The following is a 23,645-nucleotide window of genomic DNA, read 5'->3' on the forward strand; positions in this document are numbered from 1 at the left end:
TATCTCGCTATTTTGGAGCAGTAAGAACCTAATTGATGCGAGTTTTTTATTCTCAATTTATTCTACGATAGAAAGCAGGAGTACTTTACAATGGAACGTTTATGGACAAAAAACTATATCATGCTGACAATTACAGCATTATTACTATTTAGTGGTTTTTATTTACTAATGCCAACACTGCCTATGTTTATTAAACAATTAGGCGGAAGTGAATCTCAAGTTGGATTTATTATTGGAGTATTTACAATATCGGCAGTAATTTTCCGTCCTATTGTTGGAGGATTAATGGATCGATATGGTCGGTGCGTATTTATAATAAGCGGACTACTATTTTTTGCAATTACAATGTATTTTTATGATTGGGTAACAGGAGTTATATTTTTAGTGGTATTACGTATCCTCCATGGAATCGGCTGGGCGGTTGCTACAACTTCGATTGGAACAGCTGTGACTGATGTGATTCCACCATCTCGTCGCGGAGAAGGAATGGGATGGTACGGACTTGCAATGACTTTAGGTATGGCTTTAGGACCAATAGTAGGTCTTTGGGTAGCAAAATCATTTTCATTTCATTATTTATTTCTACTATGCACAGCATTAGCACTTATTGCATTCATACTTGCGCTTGGTACAAAAATTTCAGCCGTTCAGCATACCTCAAAACAACCAATATCATTTTTTGAAAAAACGGTTTTACCAATCGCTAATGTGACATTTTTCTTATCCCTTACTTTTGGTGGCATTACAACATTTTTACCACTGTTTGCGGCAAAGATTCAAGTGAACGCTGGTACTTTTTTCTTAGTTTATGCTGTCACACTTATAGTAATTAGACCGATTGCAGGGAGAATATCCGATAAGCGCGGAGAAGGAATCATTATTGTTCCTGCGCTTTTTATAATGATAATTGCACTATTAGTCCTAGCAATGACAAAAGGTCTTGTTGGACTCGTTATAACAGCTATTTTGTATGGAATTGGATTTGGATCGGCACAACCCGCTCTTCAAGTAGTAACTATACGATTAGCTCCACCAGAGAAAAGGGGCGTAGCAAACGCTACATTTTTCACTGCTTTTGATTTAGGGATTGGTTTAGGATCAATCATTCTAGGGTTTGTTTCACAACTCATGGGATATCAAATGTTATTTATTGTATGTGCGGTATCTGGGTTTATTAGTCTGTTGATTTTTATTTTGTTTGTAAAAAAGACATTATAGGGGTGAGCATACATGCCCATCAACTTAAGAATTTACTTTACCCCCAAGTGTAAAAAAACGCTATCCTTTCCTATAAGTTTACGGAAGAAAAGCGTTTTTTTATTTTAAGGGGTATTTTATTTTGTTAGATTGATAGTGATGTGGCGGTACACCTTTAAGAGAAGACTTAAATCCCTATATAAATCAAAGGGGATTGTTTGCATATTAGCTTTGGTTTTATGTACAATAAAGGTAAAGATATAGTCTAAAACAGGAAGAGGAAAACCATGTCCAATTCGTTAGTAAACTTACGTATCGATTTTGCATTTAAGCAGTTATTTGGCACAAATGGGAATGAAGATATTTTAGTTGCCTTTTTAAATGCCATATTAAAAGATTCTTTGGAATCACCTATTGCTGCCCTACAATTAGAAGATCCACATTTGCATCGCGAATACGAAGAAGATAAATTATCAATTTTAGATATTTCGGCTACATTAAATACAGGAACAAAGGTAAATGTAGAAATACAATTGAATAACAATCATGATATGATCAAACGAAGCTTGTATTATTGGGGAAGGTTATACACCTCTCAATTGCAAAAAGGAATGCCTTATAGCTCACTTCATAAAACGATTACCATAAACTTATTAAACTTTGTAATGTTTCCAGAATATGAAGCATTTCATACAACAGGAATCCTTTGGAATCAGCAACAACAAAAGTTATTAAGTGACGATATAGAAGTTCATATTGTAGAGATTCCAAAGTTACTACAGCAATGGCGTGAAGAGAAAGTTAATCCGTGGGAAGATTCGTTTGTTCGTTGGTTATTATTATTACCAGCGAATGAAGATGAGTATCTCACACAAACATTGGAGGACATTGCCATGAACCAAGATCCAATTTTACAAAAAGCAATGAATAAGTGGGAACATATGAGTCAAGATTCTTCTTTCCGTCAAGCATATGAAGCAAGAGAAAAGGCCTTAATGGATGAGGCTGCAAAGTTTGCTCATGCTCGTAATGAGGGAAAAAAAGAAGGAATTCAAGAAGGGGTTCAGCAAGGAAAAATACAGATGATTAAAGGGATGCATGAACTTGGTGTACCAATTGAAACGATTGCTAAAGCCAGTAAATTAGGCATAGATGAGGTTGAACGTATTTTAGCACAAAAATCATAAGCAACAAAAGAGAACCTATTAATTGGGTTCTTTTTTGTTGATCTATTTATCAACTAGGGGTAGCACCAAATTGCTATCAAGTTAAGACTTTCATATACACTTTAGTTGAGAATTCTCTACTTATTAATCCCTTTATTTATATAATATGTTGTAAAATTAAGTAGTGAGTAATTCAAAAGAGCGTATCTTATTTTAATCTTTGTTAAAACATGCAATTTTGCATACTGAAATAACAAAAACTGATATGCAGAGTATGAGTAAATTATTCAAAATTCACTTTAAATTAATTGAATTTTGAATAGATTTTATTTAAAACCGTATATATCAAGTAATAACTATTAAGATTAATGTTTGGATATTCAAAAATAACTTTATATACATATAGTATTTTCATTTGAACACATATTAAATAATTAAGATACTTAAAAAAATCCGACAAAATTCTACTATTTACGCACAAAAGATTTAATGTTTTAATAAAGGTGTAATTGGTAGTTCACTAAGAAGGGAGAAAAAACTAATAAAAGTATCATAAATTTTCAAGTAACATTATGTCGAATTTATTTTCAGAATAATCAGTAAATTTATTTTAAAAATCTAGAATTAGCAAAGTATCATATTTTTAAACAGGCAGAAGTTTATGTTCTTGGCAATGTTTAATAACCATGAATTATAACTCCAAACAACAGATGATAACTGATATGTGCTCTATGGAGGCTTTTATATTGTGTACATGGAGCTGCCGATTAAAAATATTGGGAATATATCAGAAGTCATATTTGATTTCATTAATTTATCGAAAGCGCTTTAACGTAAAATTCAAGAAGAAAGGGTGCTCCATATGAACAAAAGGAAGAATCGTAGATTACAAAAACCAATAAAGGTGCTTGCAACATCCGCTATTTTGGCAACTACGTTATTTACACCTATTATGACAAATAATTTAAGTGTACACGCTGAAACAGTTGCCGCACAAACTGTAAATCAATATGAACAGAGAGAGTTTGATCTTCCAGCTACAGGGAGTTATTGGGATGAAGCGAAAAGAGAGCGAAGAAGTCAACAAAAAAATTATATGCCAACAGGAATTTATATAAAACCGAATGAAGAGGTTACAATTGAAGTATCGGGAACGAATAAGATTAGAGCGATTATTGGGACACATGGCTATGATAAAGAATGGGGAAAAGAAATCGAACTTTCTCCTGGTACGAATAAGATATCTTCTCCAAACGGTGGGTTATTAGGGCTTGATAATTATCAAAACACAGGAACAGTTAAGGTCAAAATTACACAAGGTGGAAGCCCTGTTCCATTCTTTGAATTAGGGAAGCATACGAAAGAAGACTGGATTGCAATGATGAAAAAATATCCAGATGCTCATGCTGTACAACTAAAATCAAAGAAAGCAGTACTTACAGTTACACAAGATAGTGCTAATAAGTATATAGTGAATCAAGATCCAGTTCCATTATTGGAAGCATACGACAAACTGATTGGAGCACAAGATAAAATATCAGGGTTATCTGAAACAGATCCTAATCCGTTACATCGGCCAACACAACGTATGTGGGCTGCTTTTGAGAATCCTAGAGAATCTTGGGGCTTATATGCAACTTTTGATGGAGCAGCATTCGTTGGTGCAACAATTAAAGAAACTTTAGATGTAAATAAGATTGGACCAGGGCAGATGCATGAATATGGACACGCGAGGCAACAACAACCATGGACATGGTGGGAAGAGGAGACAGGCGGATGCGGAATGGGTGAAGTTACTGTTAACCTGTATACTGCGGCCGCATATAAAGAAATATACCCTAATCAACCATCACTTTTAGAAGGTAGTAATCGTTACGATCAAGCCTTTCAATATTTAAAACAAACAGATAAAGATTATACAAAACTTAGAGATGCGGATATAAAAATAGTTATGCTTTGGCAACTTTATTTAGCATATGGTGAAGAATTCTATGCAAATCTTCACAAACTATATCGAGAGTTACCAGAGGATCAACTTCCAAAAACAGATGCAGATAAAATACAAGCATTTATTTACAATACATCCAAAGTGGCGAAACAAAATGTACTTCCATTCTTTGATCAGTGGGGACTGAAAGCAACGCAAGAAACAAGACAAAAAATCGAAGCTTTGAATAACCCGACATTAATTGCCCCTATCTGGGAAGCAACTGACTCTAAACCTGTAAAACCACTAGCTACATTGTCGAAAAATATAATGAAAGCAAGTGCAAATAGTGAGGAATCAACTGGTTCAGCGAGTAAGGCAATTGATGGAAAAACAGATACAATGTGGCATAGCAGTTGGACAGCAAATCAATATCCATACAATTTGACGTTAGATCTTGGTGAAACGAAAACTATTACACAAGTAGCATATCTGCCAAGACAAGATAGTTCGGAAAATGGCCGTATTTTAAATTACAATATTTATACGAGTGTAGATGGTGTTAAGTATGACAAAGTATCCTCGGGGACATGGGAAAATAATAGTGATAAGAAAACAGCAACATTTAATCCTGTTACTGCGAAATATGTGAAAGTAGAAGTAACGAATGGACAGAATGGGTTGGCTTCTGCAGCTGAAGTAGATATTTTGACTGATGTTACATCTGTTAAACCATATTTATTGCCTAAAAACACCATGAAAGCAAGTGCAAATAGTGAAGAATTAACCGGTTCAGCGAGTAAGGCGATTGATGGAAAAACAGATACAATGTGGCATAGCGGTTGGACAGCAAATCAATATCCATACAATTTAACATTGGAGCTTGATAAAAATCAAACGATCTCAAAAGTAGACTATCTGCCAAGACAAGATGGTTCGGAAAATGGCCGTATTTTAAACTACAATATTTATACGAGTATAGATGGCGTTAAGTATGACAAAGTATCCTCGGGAACATGGGAAAATAATAGTGATAAGAAAACGGCAACATTTAATCCTGTTACTGCGAAATACGTGAAAATAGAAGTGACAAACGGACAGAATGGATTGGCTTCTGCAGCTGAAGTAGACATTTGGGGATATTAATCATTTAGCGATATAAATGAACATGTTATCGCGGGAGAGAGCTACTTGAGAATTCCATTGTGATAACGTGTATTAGTTTCATAGTTTAAGTTATTTTTTCAGAATATTCTTTAAAATTAACAGTTAATTAAAAATGTGGAATTACATCAGAAATCATAATTCATTTCATTAATTTAGCGAAAACGCTTTAATAATACTAATTTAAGAAGAAAGGGTGCTCCATATGAACAACAGGAAGAATCGAAGATTACAAAAACCAATAAAAGTGCTTGCAACATCCGCTATTTTGGCAACTACGTTATTTACACCTATTATGACAAATAATTTAAGTGTACACGCTGATACTACTGCAACACAACAAGTTAATTTATCATCTCCAACTTTTGACGTTTCTAGTTTAAAAACGATGTCGGCTAGTGATATTATCGCAATGACAAGTGATGCCACCAATTTGTCAAAAATACTGCAAGCACAATTTATAACACAAAGTGGTGGAACAGAAAAACTGCAAGCATTCGCAAATAGGGGGCCAGCATATGCACAGGGCCTAAACTGGCTGATGTCAAACAATGATGTGCTTAACACATATTTGCAAGGTGGCGTTCCTAGTGGTGATCCGATGAAATCACTTGAGATTTTAGTAAAGTTATGGGTTGCGGATAAAGACATTGCCAATCAAACAAGCAATGGTGTTTATCTAAGAATGGCTATGGCAGTGGCATTAGACTTTTCAAAGCCAATTACTACTTGGGAAGCAACTAGTGTAGCGGCCGATGGCAGTGGGGTTCATTCAGAAATCGATCCTGTTTCTAGATATCTAAAATTCAAAAAAATGCAACAGAACGGTAAGTTGTTTACTAGTTTCAATGGGTATGACGTAGTGCATATGCGTATGGTAGTGGACACTAGTTTGACAGATGCTGATATTGATTATATTCAGGACTACGTTCGTTCAAGAATAGGAACTGAAAAGTTCAATTCTGCTGGTATTCAATTAGATCAAAGTCATATTTCAAATGTTCTATGGTTGTTGCCTTATCAAGATAAAAACCCTAACAATAACAATGCCAGCGTTCATGAGGGATCCGACAAATTCTTTGGGGTTCCTTGGAATTTATCAAATGTATTAAGAGACGGTGGTGTTTGTGGTACCATTTCAATGTTTGGTAGTCAAGTTGCAAAGGCTTTTGGGGTTCCAGCAAGCGTGTACGGACAGCCTGGCCATGCAGCTATGTCTTATATGGGAGTTCAAGACGATGGGAAATTCTACTGGCAACTCAATAATGATATTACTGGTTGGGGACAGTCAGTAAGTACATGGTATCAGCCTTGGGGAACTGATTTTCTAATTTCAGGTGGACCGAACTTTTCCCCTTCTTACATTAATACGTATGAAAATGCAACCAATCATACAGGTGCAATGACACCTACTGTAACTACTCAAGAACAGTTACGTTTCTTAGCTAATTATCTTATAAGTCAAGATGCTAATGCGGCTAATAATATTCGTTCTGCTGCGTTGACCTTGGACCAAGCTGGACAGCCAAACTTTCCGCTTTGGGCTGATTATATTAGAGGTCTTGTCAAGCAAGGGAATACAACATCAGCACAATGGTCCACTATCAATGATCAAGTCATGAAACAATTTGCAAATGATCCTCGAGCACTTTATGACCTTGTACGTCTATATAAGGATCAATTAATTAATAATAATGATACAAATAAGCAAAATTTAATGACTCAATTAAATAATACACTTGCTAACGTTAAAAGCACTCCTAATAATGCGGAACGACAAATGTTAACAACTGTACGTTCAGAAATTGAAAAAGACGGTCTTGCTTTGCTTTCAATATACGCGGTATCTAGTAAAGAAAATGATAGTAGTCAAGCTGCAATAAATGCAATTGATGGGGATCCATCAACATTCTGGCATAACAAATGGGATCAAAGTGATAAAAATCCTTACATCACTTTAAAACTCAATAAATCTCAAACCATTTCTAGTTTGACATATTTACCAAGACAAGATAATGGTAGTAATGGTAATATAACTTCGTATAATATTTATACTAGCCTTGACGGTACAAATTTCACAAAAGTTGCAAGTGGAAATTGGGCAGATGATTCTACTAAAAAGACTGCTACATTTGCAAATACTAATGCACAGTATGTAAAACTGGAAGTAGTGGCAGGTCACAGTGGTTATGCATCTGCAGCAGAAATAGCAGTCACTTCAGCTCAACCATATGTATTACCTAAAAACACGATGACAGCAAGTGCAAGTAGCGTGGAATCACAAGATTCAGCTAGTAAGGCGATTGATGGAAAATCAGATACGTTTTGGCATAGCAGTTGGGTAGCAAATCAATATCCATACAATTTAACATTGCAACTTGATAACAACAAAACGATTTCACAAGTAGACTATCTACCAAGGCAAGATGGATCTGAGAATGGACGCATTTTAAACTACAATATTTACACGAGTGTGGATGGCACTAAGTATGACAAGGTAACTTCTGGAACGTGGGAAAATAATGCAGATAAAAAATCTGTAAAATTCGACCCGGTTACTGCAAAATATGTAAAAGTAGAAGTAACAAACGGACAAAATGGATTCGCTTCTGCAGCTGAAGTAGACATTTGGGGGTATTAATCATTTAACAATATAAATGAACACGTTATAGCAAAGAGAGCTATTTCGGAATCCCTTTTAATATGTATGAGTTTCGTAGACAAGTTTAAACAAAGAAAAAGCAATGAATTCACTAGCAAGGGTGATATCTTTAAGGAAATAGGTTTTTAACGGAATCATATTTTATGCTATAAATCCAAACATTTGGAGAATGAACTCTTTTTGATTTTGGACAGACTGATTTTCTAAATCAATCTGTCCTTTTTTATCCTATGCATGGATTCCACACCACTCAATATAAAGATTCCTGTTCTAAATAACTTGAATCAACACTAACAAATAAGACAAACACCTTATAATAATCACTGTTCTCATTAATTAAATTCCCTGCATCGTTATCTTTAGTTAATCTCTGCTTCAGATAATTCTCTTTCATAGTCTGATCATTTTTATGACCAACTGCCGCTTTTATTGCATGAGGTGCAAGTCCTGTGTAATCATATAAATACTGTACATAAAAATGTCTAAAGAAATACTGAAAATAACGCATAGTTAATTTCGTTATTCTTATAGTAATTTAACAGCAGTTTTACTTCCTCATAGGATAACTCACGCTTTGGTTTATATTGTTTATTCACCGTCTCATAATGACGAAAGGGAAGTGAATGATGCAATTTTAAAGAGGCAAAAATAAACACTTCAAACTTCGCACGAAATACCGTTTTTACGAATAATTATAAGCTTATATAAAAATCTAATACACTATTTAGGGCTTTTGTGCCTAATTACATTAATCTTAGTGTATTGATATGTACCTATATAATTCACATTTTATATAGAAATTATTAAATACTGAGTTACTCGTCAATAATGTTTATAGTAAATTACATTTTAATTTATAAAATCTTTTCTTATGTTGATCCAATTAACTCCTCATAATCATGATTCAAATAATCAATTCATATTTGATAACGACTTTTAAACAATTTCCACATATTGATTTTTGTATGAAGAATCCTTTATTTTATCTACATTCACATGTAATTTTTATTTATCAATTGGTTATCTATAATTTTCAATAGAATAATTACACTATCCTTATTCAATTTCGGGTATATTCAAGTAACCATAATTTAATTATGTAAATAAGTCTGTGTAAAAATTGAATTTCACGCGAACTTGTGTTCGTGTGTTTTTTCTGTTATGGTATATATGAGGTGATTTTTATGGATTACAGCAAGCAACGTCAAAAATCCGTACATCGTAAGAAATTATACGAAAATCTAAATGAAATGCCCTTTTACATAGAAGAATTTGTGGAGTACAAAGAATTGCATGATGCCTCTCCCTCCACCCTACTGAATTATGTATATGATTTTAGAGTCTTCTTTAATTGGTTATTATCTGAACAAATTATTGAATTGAAACCCACTAAAGACATATCCTTCTCTGATTTGGAAAATTTAAAGAAAAACGATGTTGAAAATTTTATGAGATTTTTAAAACTACAACAAAACATGCAGAATTCCTCTGTTAACAGAAAAATTTCAGCCTTAAAATCATTATTTAAGTATCTTACCTCCCTATCAGAGAATGAAGATGGAGAATGTTATTTTTATAGAAATGTAATGGCTAAAATAGAAATACATAAAGATAAAGAAACATTAAATGCTCGTGCAAAACGTATGAGATCTAAGATATTTCATAATAATGACGATCAAGAATTTTTGAACTACGTTAAGTACGAACATGAAAAATCTTTAACAAAACATCAGTTGTTCTATTTCCTTAGAGATAAAGATCGTGATGTAGCTATCCTCTCCCTCTTTCTTGGTAGTGGTATTCGTGTAAGTGAATTAGCAGATCTTCGTGTGGAGGATATAAACCTAAAAGAAAGACTAATTGATGTAATCCGCAAAGGAAATAAAGAAGATTCAGTATGGATTACCCCCATTGCGTTGAATGATCTTGAAAAGTATATGGAAATTAGAGATAATAAATACGCTCCAGGGAAAGAATTAAAAAATGTGTTTTTATCGAAGTATAAACATACTGCACAGCCTCTTTCGGTTAGGGCTATCCAGGATATAGTAGAAAAATATACTAAGGCCTATGGCAAAAAAATGTCTCCTCATAAATTAAGACACACACTGGCAAATAAGCTATATATGGAAGAAAAAGACTCGTTACAAGTCATGCAACAACTTGGGCATACTAGTCAAGATACGGCCTTATTATACACACAGCTTGGAGAAACAACTATTAAAGATAGCTTAGGAAGAATAGGGAAACATAAATGTTGAACTACTCACCACTTAACGTCCTTACGGACTTTTTGAAGTGGGAGATTCCTGCTAAGATAACCGATGTATCCACCGGTTATCTTAGCAGGTTTAACGATTTTTTCAATTGGTGCAATATCATCATTCATAGAATAAAACCAATTCAAAAACAATTAATTTTGGACGATTAGGATAAAAATAGCAAGGAACTTATTTTAAGTTCCTTGCTATTTTTATAAATTCCTGAACATAATAACCTTCTGCTTGTTTTAATTCTGTAGAAGGTTTATAAGATATGTATATATTTCTATAATTATTTCATTATGCCTACAATTTTATAGCATGAAAAATAATATCTTTAAAATAGCTACTACTAAAAAACTGCTTAAAATAAATCTATTACAATTATAAAACATAGCAATGGGCAATAAGTAGTCTCTATCTTTTTATAGAAAAACAAAAAGAAGACGGTTCTTTTGAAACCGTCTTCTTAAAATAGTAATACCATGCTAGTTATTTAGTGTTTTCTTTTATTAGATAATTAGATTAAACAATTTATATTTCTATCATCCCTCTATTATTTCATATTTATCTAAAATAATATTTTTCTCTCATTTTTTTGTAAAATAACACCATTTTAATATTAAATTCAATTTTTTATCTAATCACCCTCAAAAAACAGACCCTCAGATTCGTATGTATCAGGTTTTAAACGACAAACCAATACAAATACATGTGCAACAAATAAAGATTTACTTCAAGTTGTTAAGGTGCTTAAAAAGAAACTGACTAGTTTCAGCCGGTTTTGTTAAGGGATTTCTATATACTGTATGCTAATCTCTCAATTTTTATCTTTGATCTCTTCTAAGACCTTTTTGTATCTCTTTTCTTTTGCTACATGATTCATTATTAATAGTGTCTCCTACATTTCAAGAATTTGAAATAACTAAACTATCTTTTCTATATAACGTATATCTTGTTATTTTACACGTATTCAAGTGCAATCCGGTCCTGTTTGTACAAGCCCTTTTATTGGCTCTCCTATTTTTACATTCTCCGTTTTTTGTAAAACCTTAGCACCTTCATATAAATTATCTGCATAATTTTTAAGATCTTGCCAGCCCTTTTTCGCGATATTCAACTGTGCCTTTATTAAAGCAAGATTTTCTGGATTAATGTTGTTAACACTGTTTAGTAAAGAAGCATATTTTGCCCCGATTGTCTCCCACTGCTTCTTTATATTTTCAGTAACAGTTGTAGCTGTATCAATTGTTGCATTCATATGTGCCATTTTATTTTTGACATCAGTCAAAATAACAATTTCTGCCTCTGCTCCAGAAATTTTGGACTTTAATTGTTCTATTTCTTGTTGTGCAGATGCGATATTCTTGTCAGCAGTGACAATCAATGGTATACCAACTGGAGGCATAAATACAGATAAAGCTATATAGCCACCACGTTTATCATAGTTTTCTTTAATTATATTATTACAATTATCGATTTGTTGTTGTAGAAGTGAAATATTGCCGTTCGTGCCTTTTAAAATAGAAATCAATTGCTCAGAATCTTCATTAAAACTTCTGGTATCTTCAGACATTTTATCTCGGAATGTTTCCAACCTTTTTGTTAGTGTATTAAATTCTGTACTATTTTCCAAAATACTATGATATAAACTTAGCAGTCTTAATTTAAATGTCACTATATTTTTTTGATCTATAGCAGTTAATAATTGATTATAACTCTCTTGAAAGGTATCATTATAACTTACACTATTCTGAATCGTTTCCATAATATCAGACTTTAGAATACCTAGCCAATATAATGCATTCGATTGTGCTTCCTTTTGATGCTCAATCATATTTGCTTGGAAATCGCTATTTATAGAACTTATGTTACTTAAATCTGTCTGTTGTTGATTAAGGATTGTTTGAGCATATGAATCCATTGTCAGGATACTTGCCCCCATTTTCTCCATTACTTCTTTATATTTATCGGGACCAAGAGAATAGTCCTCAATACCTTCTTGCTGTTGGGACACATTATTTTTCACGGTTTGTTCTGCTGCAAAAGTATGAAGTGGGATTACATTACTCGCCGCCATTCCAGTAATGATCGTTGATAAAATAACTTTCTTATACAATTTTTTATTCATCTTTTTTCACCTATCCTTTCAAATGGATTACGTATTCTATTAAATTCATAAACTACTATTCTTTAATTCAAATGAATTACGATCATTGCAAATAAAACAACATGTTAAAATAGAGGTTTTCATATTTTCTTATTCTATAATCTTTGTCAGGTTTCATAACTATATAGAAAGTCCCCTGCTCAAACTTGAACAGGAGACAAAAGGGAAAGTCAGTATATTATATTTTTCATTAATCTAGGAATTTCATGAAGTAAAATTATTATTTACCTTCCACAAATTTAATCTCACTATTTTGGATGTTTTTAGCATGGTTGCTAACCAGGTTCCAGCTTTTCTGCGCTGCTTCCAGTTGTCTTCCTACAACTTTAGGAATCTGGTCTGGCTTAACTTTTCCAACAATATCATACAATGATTGATATTGTGAGCCCATTATCGTCCACTGATCCTTTATCTTTTCAACAGCAGTAATAGCTGTATCAATTGTTGCTGTTAAATTATTAGTATTTTTTTCCAATGTCGTTAACCTAACTACCTGTTGTTCTGCAGTAGAAATATTTTGTGTTAGCCTTTTAATCTCTTCTTGTGCTTGCTTTATCTGCTGCTGCGATGTAACAACTCCGTATATCCCGCCTCCTAATCCACCTGCACCAATAGGCGCGAAGATAATCGTAGCAACTAAGTATGCACCGAGGGCAGTTGCAACCGACGATCCAATATAAACTTTGTTATTCTCATCAATTAATGTGTAATTTGCTTCGATTTGCTTCTTCATCGCTGGAATTCCTTGTTTTTCACCAGCTAAAATATCTGTTATTTGGCCAGCATTACCTTTTAAGTTACGTGTATCATCTCCTAATTTAGTGCGTAAATCCCCCAAATCCTTCGCTAATTTGTTCACGGTTCCTTGATAAGCTGAAATACTATTAATTAACTCTTTAAGCACAGCTTGTAATGTTTCTTTGTCCTGATCCTTTGCAGCTTCTACTAAAATATCATAATAACTTTGAAACTCCTGATTATAACTGATTATATTTTGATTAGTCTGAATTATTTGTGGTTTTATACCATCTAACCATTGCTTTGCATTTTGTCTAGCAACATCCTGGTTATACTTCAAACTATTTTGTAAATCATTGTTAATTGTAGTTAAACCATCCAAATTAACATTTGCTTGTTTAAGAATAGTTAAAGCATACAGGTCCATTACCAACATATTGGATCCAGTTTTCGTTAACGCATCTTGAAGCCCTTGTGGTCCAAGTGAATACTCTGGGTAGTTATCTGCTGCATCTGTATAATTAGGTACTGATTTTGTTGTATCTTCCGCTGCTGAGGCATATGATGGCGTAATGCTACCCGCTACGATTGTTGCTATTAATGTAGATAAAGCCATTACTTTATAAGGTTTCTTCATTAGATTCTTCTCTCCTTATATCATATTGTTAAGAAGTATGATTCTTCATTCGACTATTTTGCTTCAGTTACTTTTATTTTTGTAACACTATCATAATATTCATTTGTTTGTTTATTCAATTCATCTGTAAAATTTTTAAATTCAGTTAATTTTGCTTTTACTGCATCAGAATCTAGTTGCTTATCATTATTAAGATATGTCTTCATTTCAGTCATTGTTCTATTAAAGATTTCCCAACCACTTAATAGATTGTCAAAACTCTGAACTTGATTTTGAACTCCGCTTGTAAAGTTTTGTAATTGACGATCAATAAGTGTCATTTGAGTTGCTTGCACTTCAATTCGCGATAACTTTTGTAGCAATAGAATTTTTTGTTGATTCTTCTGATGAATAGCAGTATTCAGTTTTGTTACTTCATCATTTTGGAGTTGTCCAACTTGGTTATAAATCACTTCCAAATTAGACGTGTCTAAAGTTTGATCCTTACCTGCGTCTTTCCAAATATCAATAATCGTCATTCCAATATTTAGAGAACCTTTTATATTTTCTTTTGGCAGAGCTAAAAGTTTTGTAAAATCATTTTGAATGCCTTCATCAAGTTTTTCAATATCCGCCCTTAATTTTTCAATGTCTCCACCTGAGCTCTTATAACCTTGGATCGCGCGGCTAACTTTATCAGAAAAACTATCACTATTTCTAACTAAACCATCTTTATAATAGTTTAAGCTTGCTGAAATTCCTTTCATATCAAGCTGAATTGCTTCCACATCATCTTGAATCATATCAAGAACGCTTACAAAGTCTTTTTTTGCTTGCGGATCTTTATTTATTTCTTCAGCTAGTTCAACCAATATATCATAATAACCTGTAAAACTTGTTCCAAAACTCTGCAAGTCTAGATTTACTTTGAATAGTTTTGGATTATATTTATCCAGCCATTCATTAACATTGTTTCTTGCAGTACGTTGATCAGTTGTTATTCCAGGTATAGCATTTACTGCAAGGTCTGGTTGCTTTAATATGATTAACCCATATCCTTGAATTAATGGCGTCTGTGAGCCTAATGTCCTAAGCGATTCTGATAACCTATTCAAAGCAACTTGGTTTTGACTACTTGTTTGTTGTAAATAAGTAGTCCTACTTTCTGCAAAAGTATTTACAGGTGCGAAGTAGCTTGTAGATACTGCTGTAACTAATAACCCTGCGACTAACGCTTTTTTCATAGTGATCCCTCCATTTATTGGTGTCTTTTAATAAAATAGTTGGACTAAATTCTAATTAATTTGAAATCCAACAATAAAACTAACAATCTATATAGATTGTTTTAAAGATGAGTTTTAAGGAATATAAATATAGATTGTAAACATTTGTACATAATGCCCTACTATAAACTTATTCCCTAAGTCATTACATAAAAAGCATATACGAAGATGATCTTGATTTTATATGGCTTAAAATGTAACTAACATCTTATGCCCCTATTAAAACATCATATTTTCAGTGCGTATATAGTAAAATTTTGTCGGTTTTTGTATAATTTTGTCCTTTTTGTTTTTTCATCTTAATTATTTAATATGTGTACACATTAAAATACTATACTTCTAAAATTGCTATGGAACTTCACTCCTACAATTAAAATAATTATAATTTAATAATACTAATAAAAAGATACCTGTTTTAATTTAACTGGGTAAATTTTCATTTCCTAAAAATTATTTTAGTATAATTTTTTAGTACTCTCCAATTATTTCTTCCTCTATATGGATATGTAAAATTGCATATCTATATGGAGGAATGTTAACTATTATATATACATAGTCATAAGTGGTAATTTTGCAAATAACTATTATGTACTACCGCTACATCAATATTAAGTTTCCATAACTTGTTAAAAAATGTTAGGGTAACGGAACTTATCCATTACTTCTATAACAATTATGCGTTGGGTTCATCAGTCTTGGACAAAAGAATCCGACATGATCTAAAACAATTAAATGCCCCCTGTAGAGTCAATGAAACATATATCGTTACCGGCAGGAAAATGCGGATTTACATTGCTAAGACCATTTTCAAGTCGATCCCCCATTTTTAACAAGGTTAAGAAAGTTTCAATGGTCTTAAAGAATCTAACGAGACCATTTTTTCTGAACTAACCGGTATATATACAAATTCATTTGAAAGACATTATGAAGCAATTACAACCTGGTCAAGTGTATGAATTACATGATGTATATGTGGGGAGTAAAGACAAACTGCCTAATCGCATTGTGGTTTATAGATGTACTGAGGAGCAAAAACAGAAACGCCTACGTGATCGAGCTATTCGCGAAAAGAAAAAAGGAATTACATATACAGAGCGTACAAAACTTTTACAAGGCATTACGATATATATGACAAACATTCCTACGGAATGGGTACCAAAAGAGAAAATCTATGTTCTATATTCACTACGTTGGCAAATTGAACTGCTATTTAAAATATGGAAATCTTGGCTTCAAATTCATCGTTGTAAATCTATTAAACAAGAACGATTAGAATGTCACCTTTATGGGCAACTCATTAGTATTCTATTATGTTCTTCTACTATGTTTAAAATGCGAGAACTCCTGTTACGTAAGAAACAGAAAGAGCTAAGTGAATATAAAGCGATGTACATAATTAAGGATTATTTTTTACTTTTTTACCAAGCATTACACAAAAACACCCAAGAATTATCAAAGGTTCTCCTTCGTCTGTTTAACCTCCTACAGCACAACGGACGAAAATCTCATCGATATGAGAAAAAGACAGTCTTTGATATTTTGGGTGTTGTTTATGAGTATACCACTTCTACTCATCAGGTAGCATAGTAAAAAAATTGAAGCCCGTCAGGGTTTATTTGATATGCCTACTTTTATAAAATCTATAAAAGATAATAAAAAACTATATGGAAAGACCGCATTTTGTATAAAAATATACCTTAAGTTGATAGATGTGGGATGCTATCCCATCGTCATCAACCTAAGAAAAATAAATACCCCAGAACGAGAAAATTGGCATCTCCAGGTGAAAATGATGGAGAAAAGAGGACTATCTGTTGCTCATACAACGATTATGAGCTGGGTTCATTCATTTGTTAGAGAAAGTATGGTAACATCTTAAATCAACAAATAACTCATGGAAAACCGATAAAACCTATATTAAAGTAAAAGGACAATGGATGTATTTATATCGTGCCATCGATTCAGAAGGAAACACGATTGATTTGTAGCTCCTGAAAAAAGTTTGATTAAATTAACTTAATACATCCTGATAAAACAACAAATAGAAAAAGCGTGTTTTGAAAAAAGATTAATTAAAACACGCTTTTTCTATATTCAATTGAGTCATCCTTTTATAAAAAAATTTGATTATTTTTGTGATTCTTGCTCAATTAAAGCACCCTTTAATGGAATAACAAAAATATGGTCTCAATCTTTTAATTCGATTAATTCTTCTTTCACTGTAACACTCGTTACTTTAACAGCGTATTTAAGTAATCATTTTCCATCCTACTAAATAGTTTACGGGCTTGTTCGATAAACCTATTTATAAAAATTCGCATCTTTGTTATTGACGGAAAATTCAAATTCATTATATAATTTTTGGTATTACCAATATACTTAACATGTATTACCATAAAAATAAAGGGGAAGATGGCTTGAAAGAAAAGGAAAGCACCTCAGATAAAATTGAGAATGAATTAATTAGATCCATATTGGGTGGTGTTTATTCTGTAGGAAGTACTTTACCACCGGAAAGAGAGCTTGCGAAAGAATTTGGTGTTGGTCGCCCAACTATTCGTGAGGCGCTTCAACGTTTAGGAAGGAGTGGATGGATAACAGGGAGAAAAGGAATGCCATCGATTATTAATGATTATTGGAGCAATGGTAATCTAACGACACTTATTAATATTGTTGAGAATCATCATACCATTACAGATGAATTTATTATGTATTTATTAGAATTTAGAAGTTCGTTGACTCCGACTTATATTCGTAATGCTGTTACGTTTAATCAACCTAAAGTGGTTGCTCTCCTGGCTAATCTTGAGCAACTTGAAGATAGTGCAGAAAGCTATGCAGCATTTGATTGGGATTTGCAAAAAAGGTGTGCTGGGCTTGCTGCCAATCCGATCTTTCTACTCATTTTAAATAGCTTTGATTCCATTTATGTAGATATGGCAAAAAGGTATTTTTCTGTAAAAGATCATCGTGAGTTATCCTTCAACTATTATCACGATTTATTAAAAGCTGCATTAAAGGGAGATGCGATTGAAGCAGAAAGATTGTGTAAGACAACTTTGGAAAAAAGCTTGGCTCTTTGGAAAGGTAGAAAAAAATAAAGAAAGCTGGAGGCGTGATAAATGAAACTAAAATATTTTAAAGAATATTTTTCCTATCCTGATATTTTGATTATGAGCTGTCTTTTCCTCACTAGCTTTGGATTTATGATTTTACATTTAACCTCTATCGAAATTTGGGGTGCTTTTATTTTAGGAATGATTATGTATTCCTTAGCTGAGTACGCTACTCACAGGTTTATTTTTCATCTAAAGCCACCAAAGAATGCATTTTTATTAAAAATGCTTAAGCGCCTACATTATGACCATCATACAAATCCGAATGAATTACATTTATTATTTTTACCCTTATGGTATAGTGGGCCAAACATTGCAATTTCAGGAGCCATTTTTTATTTTCTTTCATCCAGCTTTGTCATGACAAACGCATTTATTGCAGGTATTATGCTCTTTTTATTATTTTATGAGTGGAAGCATTATATCGCGCATCGCCCCCTTCAACCAATATCACCATGGGGGCGTTGGATGAAAAAAGTTCATTTATGGCATCACTTCAAAAATGAAAATTACTGGTATGGTGTTACAAATCCAGCCTATGATTTTCTCATGGGAACCTTTAAAGACCAAAAAGATGTTGTCCAAAGTAAAACTGCTAAAAATCTAGAAAAACGTGGGGACCAGAAAATAGAATTATAAAAAATAATCCATTGTCATCATCCCAGAAATGTCGAAAGAATTTTGCAGTTTCGACATTTCCCAGGGAGTGACAGGTATTTTTCCTATTAAATAGTACGTTAAGAAACTTTTCACATATTAACGTAAAGGATTTATTTAGCAGTTATTTAATGTCGAATTTATCAGAATTTTGTATTTTTTTGTTGTTTTATCTTGTTATTGATGTTAAACTTATACTTACAAAGAAAGAGATTGAATAGGAAACTTTGCTTTATAAATTTTCTGATTTTTCAGTCTTTTAATATTTTACTCCACTCCGTTAGATTGGCATGTTTATGTATTCCTTCCCTACTCTTTCTTTGTTGTACCCTTCATAAGAAAACAATTTGTTCCTATCCAAGTTGTTTTCTTTTTTTATTAATATTCATTTCCCTTTTCCAAATAACAAGTCTAATCACCACATAATTCATAGAATTTCCTTTCTATTTTTCAATATATTTACTAAGGGGGAATATGGCATGCTTTTTACAGGATTCATCATTAATCTATCTATTTTTGCATTCTTAGTTAGTACATCTATTTTTATTCAAGTATTTATAAGTAAAGTAGAATCTAAATCATTTCGTTTATTTTGTGGCATTTACGCAGGTATCATAGCTGCCATTTTAATGATTTTTAATTTTAAGCACATGGGATTGTTTTACGACCTGCGAGTCGTTCCACTAATTATTTCGTTTATTTATTTTGGTCGTACAGCTGGCTGGATTACATTAATGTTTATTGTATTTATGCGTATTTTCTACCTTGGTGGTGATTGGGGACCAGCTTTAATAGCAACTTTAGGAATAGCTATTATATATACTATATTCAAAACATATCTCAAAAATATCCATCCTTTTAAAAGCGTTTTTCTTTATCTAGCTGCTTATCTAGTTATAATTCATGTTGTATTTGGATTCTTTTTTCCTTCTATACCACTTATACTTCTTAACATCCAAGGTACATTTTTTATATCATGCGGACTCTTAATTGGGATTTTTCTTATGGAGTCGTATCAAAAGTTATATGTTTTAACACAAAATTTAGCCAAAGCGAATGAAACATTACTAGAATCAAAACGAGAATTAAAGGATACCGTACACCAATTGCAAGGAGGTATTTTTAAATTCAAAAAAGTAGGAGGGGATTTTGTCCATACTCTATGTGATGGACAATTATTTTATCAATACGGGTTTCACTCTCAGCAAGTCGTAGGTAAATGTTTATCTAATATAGATGCTTCAATTATTCCATTTCATTTAATTCCTCGACTATTAAAATATTATCAACAGGCATGGGATGGTGAAGAAGTAACTTTTGAACTACCATGGCCAAATGATGAGACTACGATACTTCTCTCTCTTAGACCTGTTAAAAGAGGGAGAAAAGTGGTTGAGGTAGTTGGTTCTACTGTTGATATAACGAAAAGAATACATGCGGAAAATGAACTGAAGGTTACAAAAGAGCGACTAGAGTCATTTATTAATCATAATGTGGATGCTATCACTATATTTGATTTAGATGGACATTTGTTACAAGCGAATAAATCTTATGAGAGAATATTTGGTTGGTCAGAAAAAGAGTCTGTAGGAAAAAAATTACCTTGCGTACCTGAATTTTTAATAGATCAAACTTTAAAATATATAGACCACATTAAAAATACCAATATGAATGACCCAATTCTTACCCGTTTTGAAACTGTTAGACAAAGAAAAGATAAAACTCTAATTGATGTAAGCCTGACAATTTCGCCTATTTTAGATTTTAGAGGTAATGTAATTGCTTTATCAGGAATTTGTAGAGACATTTCTGAAAGGAAACAAGCAGAAAGAAAACTGCATCAATTACACCAGCAATTAAGTGACAGTGAAATGAAATACCGTGCACTCATCGAACAAGCAACTGATGCAGTATATGTAGTGGAATTGAATGATAATGAATTACCAACTCGCTTTATCGAAGTAAATCCTGTTGCGTGTAAAAGATTTGGATATAGTAGAGAAGAACTTCTTTCGATGCAATTCCCTAGTAACGTTCCACCAGATTCTCCCATGGTCCAAAGAATCATAGAAAAAATTAGAGAAGGGCAAACATCTTTTACATTACAAGATGAATTTGTTTTTCCTAGAGGAAAAAACCTGACAATTGAATTTTCTGTTCGTGTGTTTAACTTGAATGGCAAAAAAGTTTTCTTAAGCATCTCTCGAGACATCACTGAACGGCTAAAAACAGAGGAATTATTACGAAAATCGGAGAAACTTGCTGTAGTAGGTCAATTATCCACTGCAATTGCTCATGAAATTAAAAATCCTTTAACAGCAATAAAAGGATTTATACAGTTATTAAATTCAATGGGAAATAAGGATACTAAGTATTACATAGATATAGTGTTATCAGAGATTGAACGTATAGATAGTATTACTAATGAATTTATGACATTAGCAAAACCTGAGGCATTAGAAATTAAAACTAATGACCTGAATGTATTAATGAAGCAAGTTGTAATGTTACTTGAACCTCAAGCGACAATGAATTGCATACAAATTAAAACTCAGTTTACATCTGATACTTCATTCATACTTTGTGAATGTAATCAATTAAAGCAAGCTTTTATAAATATCTTAAAAAATGCAATTGAGGCAACTTCAATGGGAGGGGAAATATTGATTCAAATCGAATATGCACCTGATCAAAATCAAGTAAACATTCGATTTACTGATTATGGGTGTGGAATTGAACAGGAACGTATACCTTACCTAGGAGAACCATTCTATAGTCTCAAAGAAAATGGTATCGGTTTAGGATTAATGATTTGCTATAAAATTATTGAGAAGCATCAAGGAAAGATATTTATTGAAAGTGAAATAGATAAAGGAACAACAGTTAATATAAACCTTCCTATATCTACTCTCAACGAATAAAATAGGCATAGCATACTTTAAACAATTGCATCATTTTGCTCCTTTAGACATATCTATCTAAAGGGGCATTTTTCATGTTAAATAGCAGCAAAATAGTGCATATTGAGCTATTAACCATACAAAATCCTTGTGAACTGTTTGAAATCGGGGACTTCCTTCGAATGAAGAAAAGGTTATATTGTGACCTGTTATGTGGAAATTTGAAATAAAGTCGTACTGTTTACTCCTTTTAGATTATCTAAAGGGTTGTATTTATATTGAAAAGAAAAAGAACATCTGGAATTGAAAAATCTATTAAGAAATTGTTGAGTAAGAATAAGTTTTCCTGTTAAATGGCCAGTTAATAGGCTAAGATTCCTAAATACAACTGAATATTTATGTTAATACCAGTATAGGATTGCAAAAGGATGAACTTAAGTAAATGGGCAGTTTAATCCCAAATAAAATAGGCAATAACTTAATCTGAGACAAAAAGGTGGTTGGTGTATGATTCACCAGTAGAAGGACCGATCAATGATTTGAGGAACTATATCCACCTTCCAAAAATATTTTGAAAAGGGATTTCAATACCATTATCCAAAGGAGTGTTCACATGTCTAAGAAATACGATCTTCCACAATTAATGTCCCAATTGTTGGAGATAGACGACAAAGTTTGTGCGCATGATAATCGTCCTTGGGGGAGGTGACCGAATCTTCGATGGCATGCTGGACTGAAAACGGCATCGGCATCGAGGTCGGACGCTCAAAACTAATGTCGAACGCCTACATGCTGAAGTCTTCGAGCGCGATCAACTTCGTTCTCCCAGTCCTCGAGAGCCAGGCGAATCCGGTGCACCATCGAACGATGGCTGAACGACTGATGGTCGCCGAACGGCGCCACCTCAACCAGATTGAACGTCCTAACCGCAGGTTTGAAGTCTTGGGCGAACCGCATTGCCCGGATGGGGTACCTACAGGAATCCATCCTAAAACAGCTAGCTCTATTGGTGCTCAGCGCTTTGGCATAACTTCGCGTGGAACTGTATACTATCGGGGTACATCACGGTGTGGAGCGTGACGGCACCATATTCGGAACTGAGATTTTGTCCTGTGCGTCAGGTGGTGACGGGTTTACCGCTGCGGCTCACTGGGGTCGAGACATGTGGTCCTAATCGAGCCTTATGTGGCGATAAGTTTCGCAATAGCGGAGTGTCTATGACTTGTTGTAAAACCAATTATAAAACCCAATAATTTGAAATCAAAAAGGCCGTAAAGCGTTTTAAAAGCGCTCTACAGCCTTTTTGATTTTGTATTCTACCTAGATTCATTTCTCCTATTATTTCTACTAAGTTAATTACTATTAAGATAATACCTAGTTAATAATAGTTTCTCTTTGAAGTCACTTAGCTTAGATATACATAATATCTAGAAATTAGTTGATAGCATCAATATATCCAAGTTTGATAAGTTATTTGTACCAGAACTAGTCTTTCTATCTCTTTCGTTGACGAACAAATACGAATCCACCTAAAGCCAATAACAACATTCCAGCAATATATGAAATCATATCCATTGATGTTCCACCTGTTTTAGGAAGCCATACTGATGTCTTAGAATTTTCTTGAGTAGGTGGATTTTTTGAATCTATACTTGGATCTTTTGGATCTGTACTTGGATCTTTTGGATCTGTACTTGGATCTTTTGGATCCGTACTTGGATCTTTTGGATCCGTACTTGGATCTTTTGGATCCGTACTTGGATCTTTTGGATCCGTACTTGGATCTTT

12 protein-coding genes and 5 pseudogenes are annotated in these 23,645 nt (G+C 33.1%); 10 read left to right on the forward strand and 7 right to left on the reverse strand.

The window, feature by feature from the left end; genetic code table 11:
- Positions 1-90 precede the first annotated feature (90 nt).
- From V7S50_RS29305 to V7S50_RS29320, 4 genes are all read left to right on the forward strand, one after another.
- Positions 91-1,218, forward strand: a complete 1,128-nt coding sequence (locus V7S50_RS29305; RefSeq protein ID WP_336376494.1) for an MFS transporter — start codon at positions 91-93, stop codon at positions 1,216-1,218.
- Positions 1,219-1,484: 266 nt separating this feature from the next.
- Entirely contained in the window at positions 1,485-2,384 is a 900-nt protein-coding gene (locus V7S50_RS29310; RefSeq protein WP_336376495.1) for an Rpn family recombination-promoting nuclease/putative transposase, read from the forward strand.
- 841 nt (positions 2,385-3,225) lie between these two features.
- Positions 3,226-5,436 (forward strand): discoidin domain-containing protein, encoded by a 2,211-nt coding sequence (locus V7S50_RS29315; protein ID WP_336376496.1) that lies wholly within the window; start codon positions 3,226-3,228, stop codon positions 5,434-5,436.
- Between the two features lie 223 nt (positions 5,437-5,659).
- Positions 5,660-8,095, forward strand: a complete 2,436-nt coding sequence (locus tag V7S50_RS29320) for a discoidin domain-containing protein (RefSeq protein ID WP_336376594.1) — start codon at positions 5,660-5,662, stop codon at positions 8,093-8,095.
- A 162-nt stretch (positions 8,096-8,257) separates the two neighbouring features.
- Here the strand turns inward: V7S50_RS29320 and V7S50_RS29325 are convergent.
- Both V7S50_RS29325 and V7S50_RS29330 read right to left on the reverse strand, forming a co-directional pair.
- Positions 8,258-8,400 (reverse strand): annotated as a pseudogene (locus V7S50_RS29325) (IS6 family transposase); the annotation flags it as partial.
- Positions 8,367-8,715 (reverse strand): annotated as a pseudogene (locus V7S50_RS29330) (hypothetical protein); the annotation flags it as partial. The pseudogenes V7S50_RS29330 and V7S50_RS29325, both read right to left, overlap by 34 nt.
- A gap of 585 nt (positions 8,716-9,300) precedes the next feature.
- Between V7S50_RS29330 and xerS the strand changes: the two are divergent.
- Positions 9,301-10,377: a tyrosine recombinase XerS gene (gene xerS, locus V7S50_RS29335; protein ID WP_336376497.1), complete on the forward strand. Its 1,077-nt coding sequence runs from the start codon at positions 9,301-9,303 to the stop codon at positions 10,375-10,377.
- A 189-nt stretch (positions 10,378-10,566) separates the two neighbouring features.
- On the opposite strand, the pseudogene V7S50_RS29340 reads toward xerS, so the two are convergent.
- The 4 genes and pseudogenes from V7S50_RS29340 to nheA form a co-directional block, all read right to left on the reverse strand.
- Positions 10,567-10,671: pseudogene (locus tag V7S50_RS29340) on the reverse strand (LysR family transcriptional regulator); the annotation flags it as partial.
- 679 nt (positions 10,672-11,350) lie between these two features.
- Entirely contained in the window at positions 11,351-12,508 is a 1,158-nt protein-coding gene (gene nheC / locus V7S50_RS29345; protein ID WP_336376498.1) for a non-hemolytic enterotoxin subunit C, read from the reverse strand.
- Positions 12,509-12,767: 259 nt separating this feature from the next.
- Positions 12,768-13,922, reverse strand: a complete 1,155-nt coding sequence (nheB, locus tag V7S50_RS29350; RefSeq protein ID WP_336376499.1) for a non-hemolytic enterotoxin subunit B — start codon at positions 13,920-13,922, stop codon at positions 12,768-12,770.
- Between the two features lie 53 nt (positions 13,923-13,975).
- On the reverse strand, positions 13,976-15,145 hold the full coding sequence (gene nheA / locus V7S50_RS29355; RefSeq protein ID WP_336376500.1) for a non-hemolytic enterotoxin subunit A: 1,170 nt from the start codon (positions 15,143-15,145) through the stop codon (positions 13,976-13,978).
- A 930-nt stretch (positions 15,146-16,075) separates the two neighbouring features.
- On the opposite strand from nheA, the pseudogene V7S50_RS29360 reads away from it, so the two are divergent.
- From V7S50_RS29360 to V7S50_RS29380, 5 genes and pseudogenes are all read left to right on the forward strand, one after another.
- Positions 16,076-16,771, forward strand: a pseudogene (locus V7S50_RS29360) (IS4 family transposase); the annotation flags it as partial.
- Between the two features lie 196 nt (positions 16,772-16,967).
- Positions 16,968-17,166, forward strand: a pseudogene (locus V7S50_RS29365) (DDE-type integrase/transposase/recombinase); the annotation flags it as partial.
- Between the two features lie 435 nt (positions 17,167-17,601).
- Positions 17,602-18,285 (forward strand): GntR family transcriptional regulator, encoded by a 684-nt coding sequence (locus V7S50_RS29370; RefSeq protein WP_336376501.1) that lies wholly within the window; start codon positions 17,602-17,604, stop codon positions 18,283-18,285.
- Positions 18,286-18,306: 21 nt separating this feature from the next.
- Entirely contained in the window at positions 18,307-18,939 is a 633-nt protein-coding gene (locus V7S50_RS29375; RefSeq protein ID WP_147807482.1) for a sterol desaturase family protein, read from the forward strand.
- A 497-nt stretch (positions 18,940-19,436) separates the two neighbouring features.
- Positions 19,437-21,878 (forward strand): PAS domain S-box protein, encoded by a 2,442-nt coding sequence (locus V7S50_RS29380; protein WP_336376502.1) that lies wholly within the window; start codon positions 19,437-19,439, stop codon positions 21,876-21,878.
- A gap of 1,473 nt (positions 21,879-23,351) precedes the next feature.
- Here the strand turns inward: V7S50_RS29380 and V7S50_RS29385 are convergent.
- Positions 23,352-23,645 (reverse strand): LPXTG cell wall anchor domain-containing protein (locus tag V7S50_RS29385; RefSeq protein WP_336376503.1); only part of this gene is annotated, 294 nt, incomplete at its 5' end.

Source organism: Bacillus sp. CCNWLW194, assembly GCF_037120585.1.
Lineage (GTDB): Bacteria > Bacillota > Bacilli > Bacillales > Bacillaceae_G > Bacillus_A > Bacillus_A basilensis.

What these genes read in the sequence shown, in the direction of transcription:
- V7S50_RS29305 (WP_336376494.1), top strand. Translation starts at nt 91, where the DNA reads ATGGAACGTTTATGGACAAAAAACTATATCATGCTGACAATTACAGCA.
- V7S50_RS29310 (WP_336376495.1), top strand. Translation starts at nt 1,485, where the DNA reads ATGTCCAATTCGTTAGTAAACTTACGTATCGATTTTGCATTTAAGCAG.
- V7S50_RS29315 (WP_336376496.1), top strand. Translation starts at nt 3,226, where the DNA reads ATGAACAAAAGGAAGAATCGTAGATTACAAAAACCAATAAAGGTGCTT.
- V7S50_RS29320 (WP_336376594.1), top strand. Translation starts at nt 5,660, where the DNA reads ATGAACAACAGGAAGAATCGAAGATTACAAAAACCAATAAAAGTGCTT.
- xerS (WP_336376497.1), top strand. Translation starts at nt 9,301, where the DNA reads ATGGATTACAGCAAGCAACGTCAAAAATCCGTACATCGTAAGAAATTA.
- nheC (WP_336376498.1), bottom strand. Translation starts at nt 12,508, where the DNA reads ATGAATAAAAAATTGTATAAGAAAGTTATTTTATCAACGATCATTACT.
- nheB (WP_336376499.1), bottom strand. Translation starts at nt 13,922, where the DNA reads ATGAAGAAACCTTATAAAGTAATGGCTTTATCTACATTAATAGCAACA.
- nheA (WP_336376500.1), bottom strand. Translation starts at nt 15,145, where the DNA reads ATGAAAAAAGCGTTAGTCGCAGGGTTATTAGTTACAGCAGTATCTACA.
- V7S50_RS29375 (WP_147807482.1), top strand. Translation starts at nt 18,307, where the DNA reads ATGAAACTAAAATATTTTAAAGAATATTTTTCCTATCCTGATATTTTG.
- V7S50_RS29380 (WP_336376502.1), top strand. Translation starts at nt 19,437, where the DNA reads ATGCTTTTTACAGGATTCATCATTAATCTATCTATTTTTGCATTCTTA.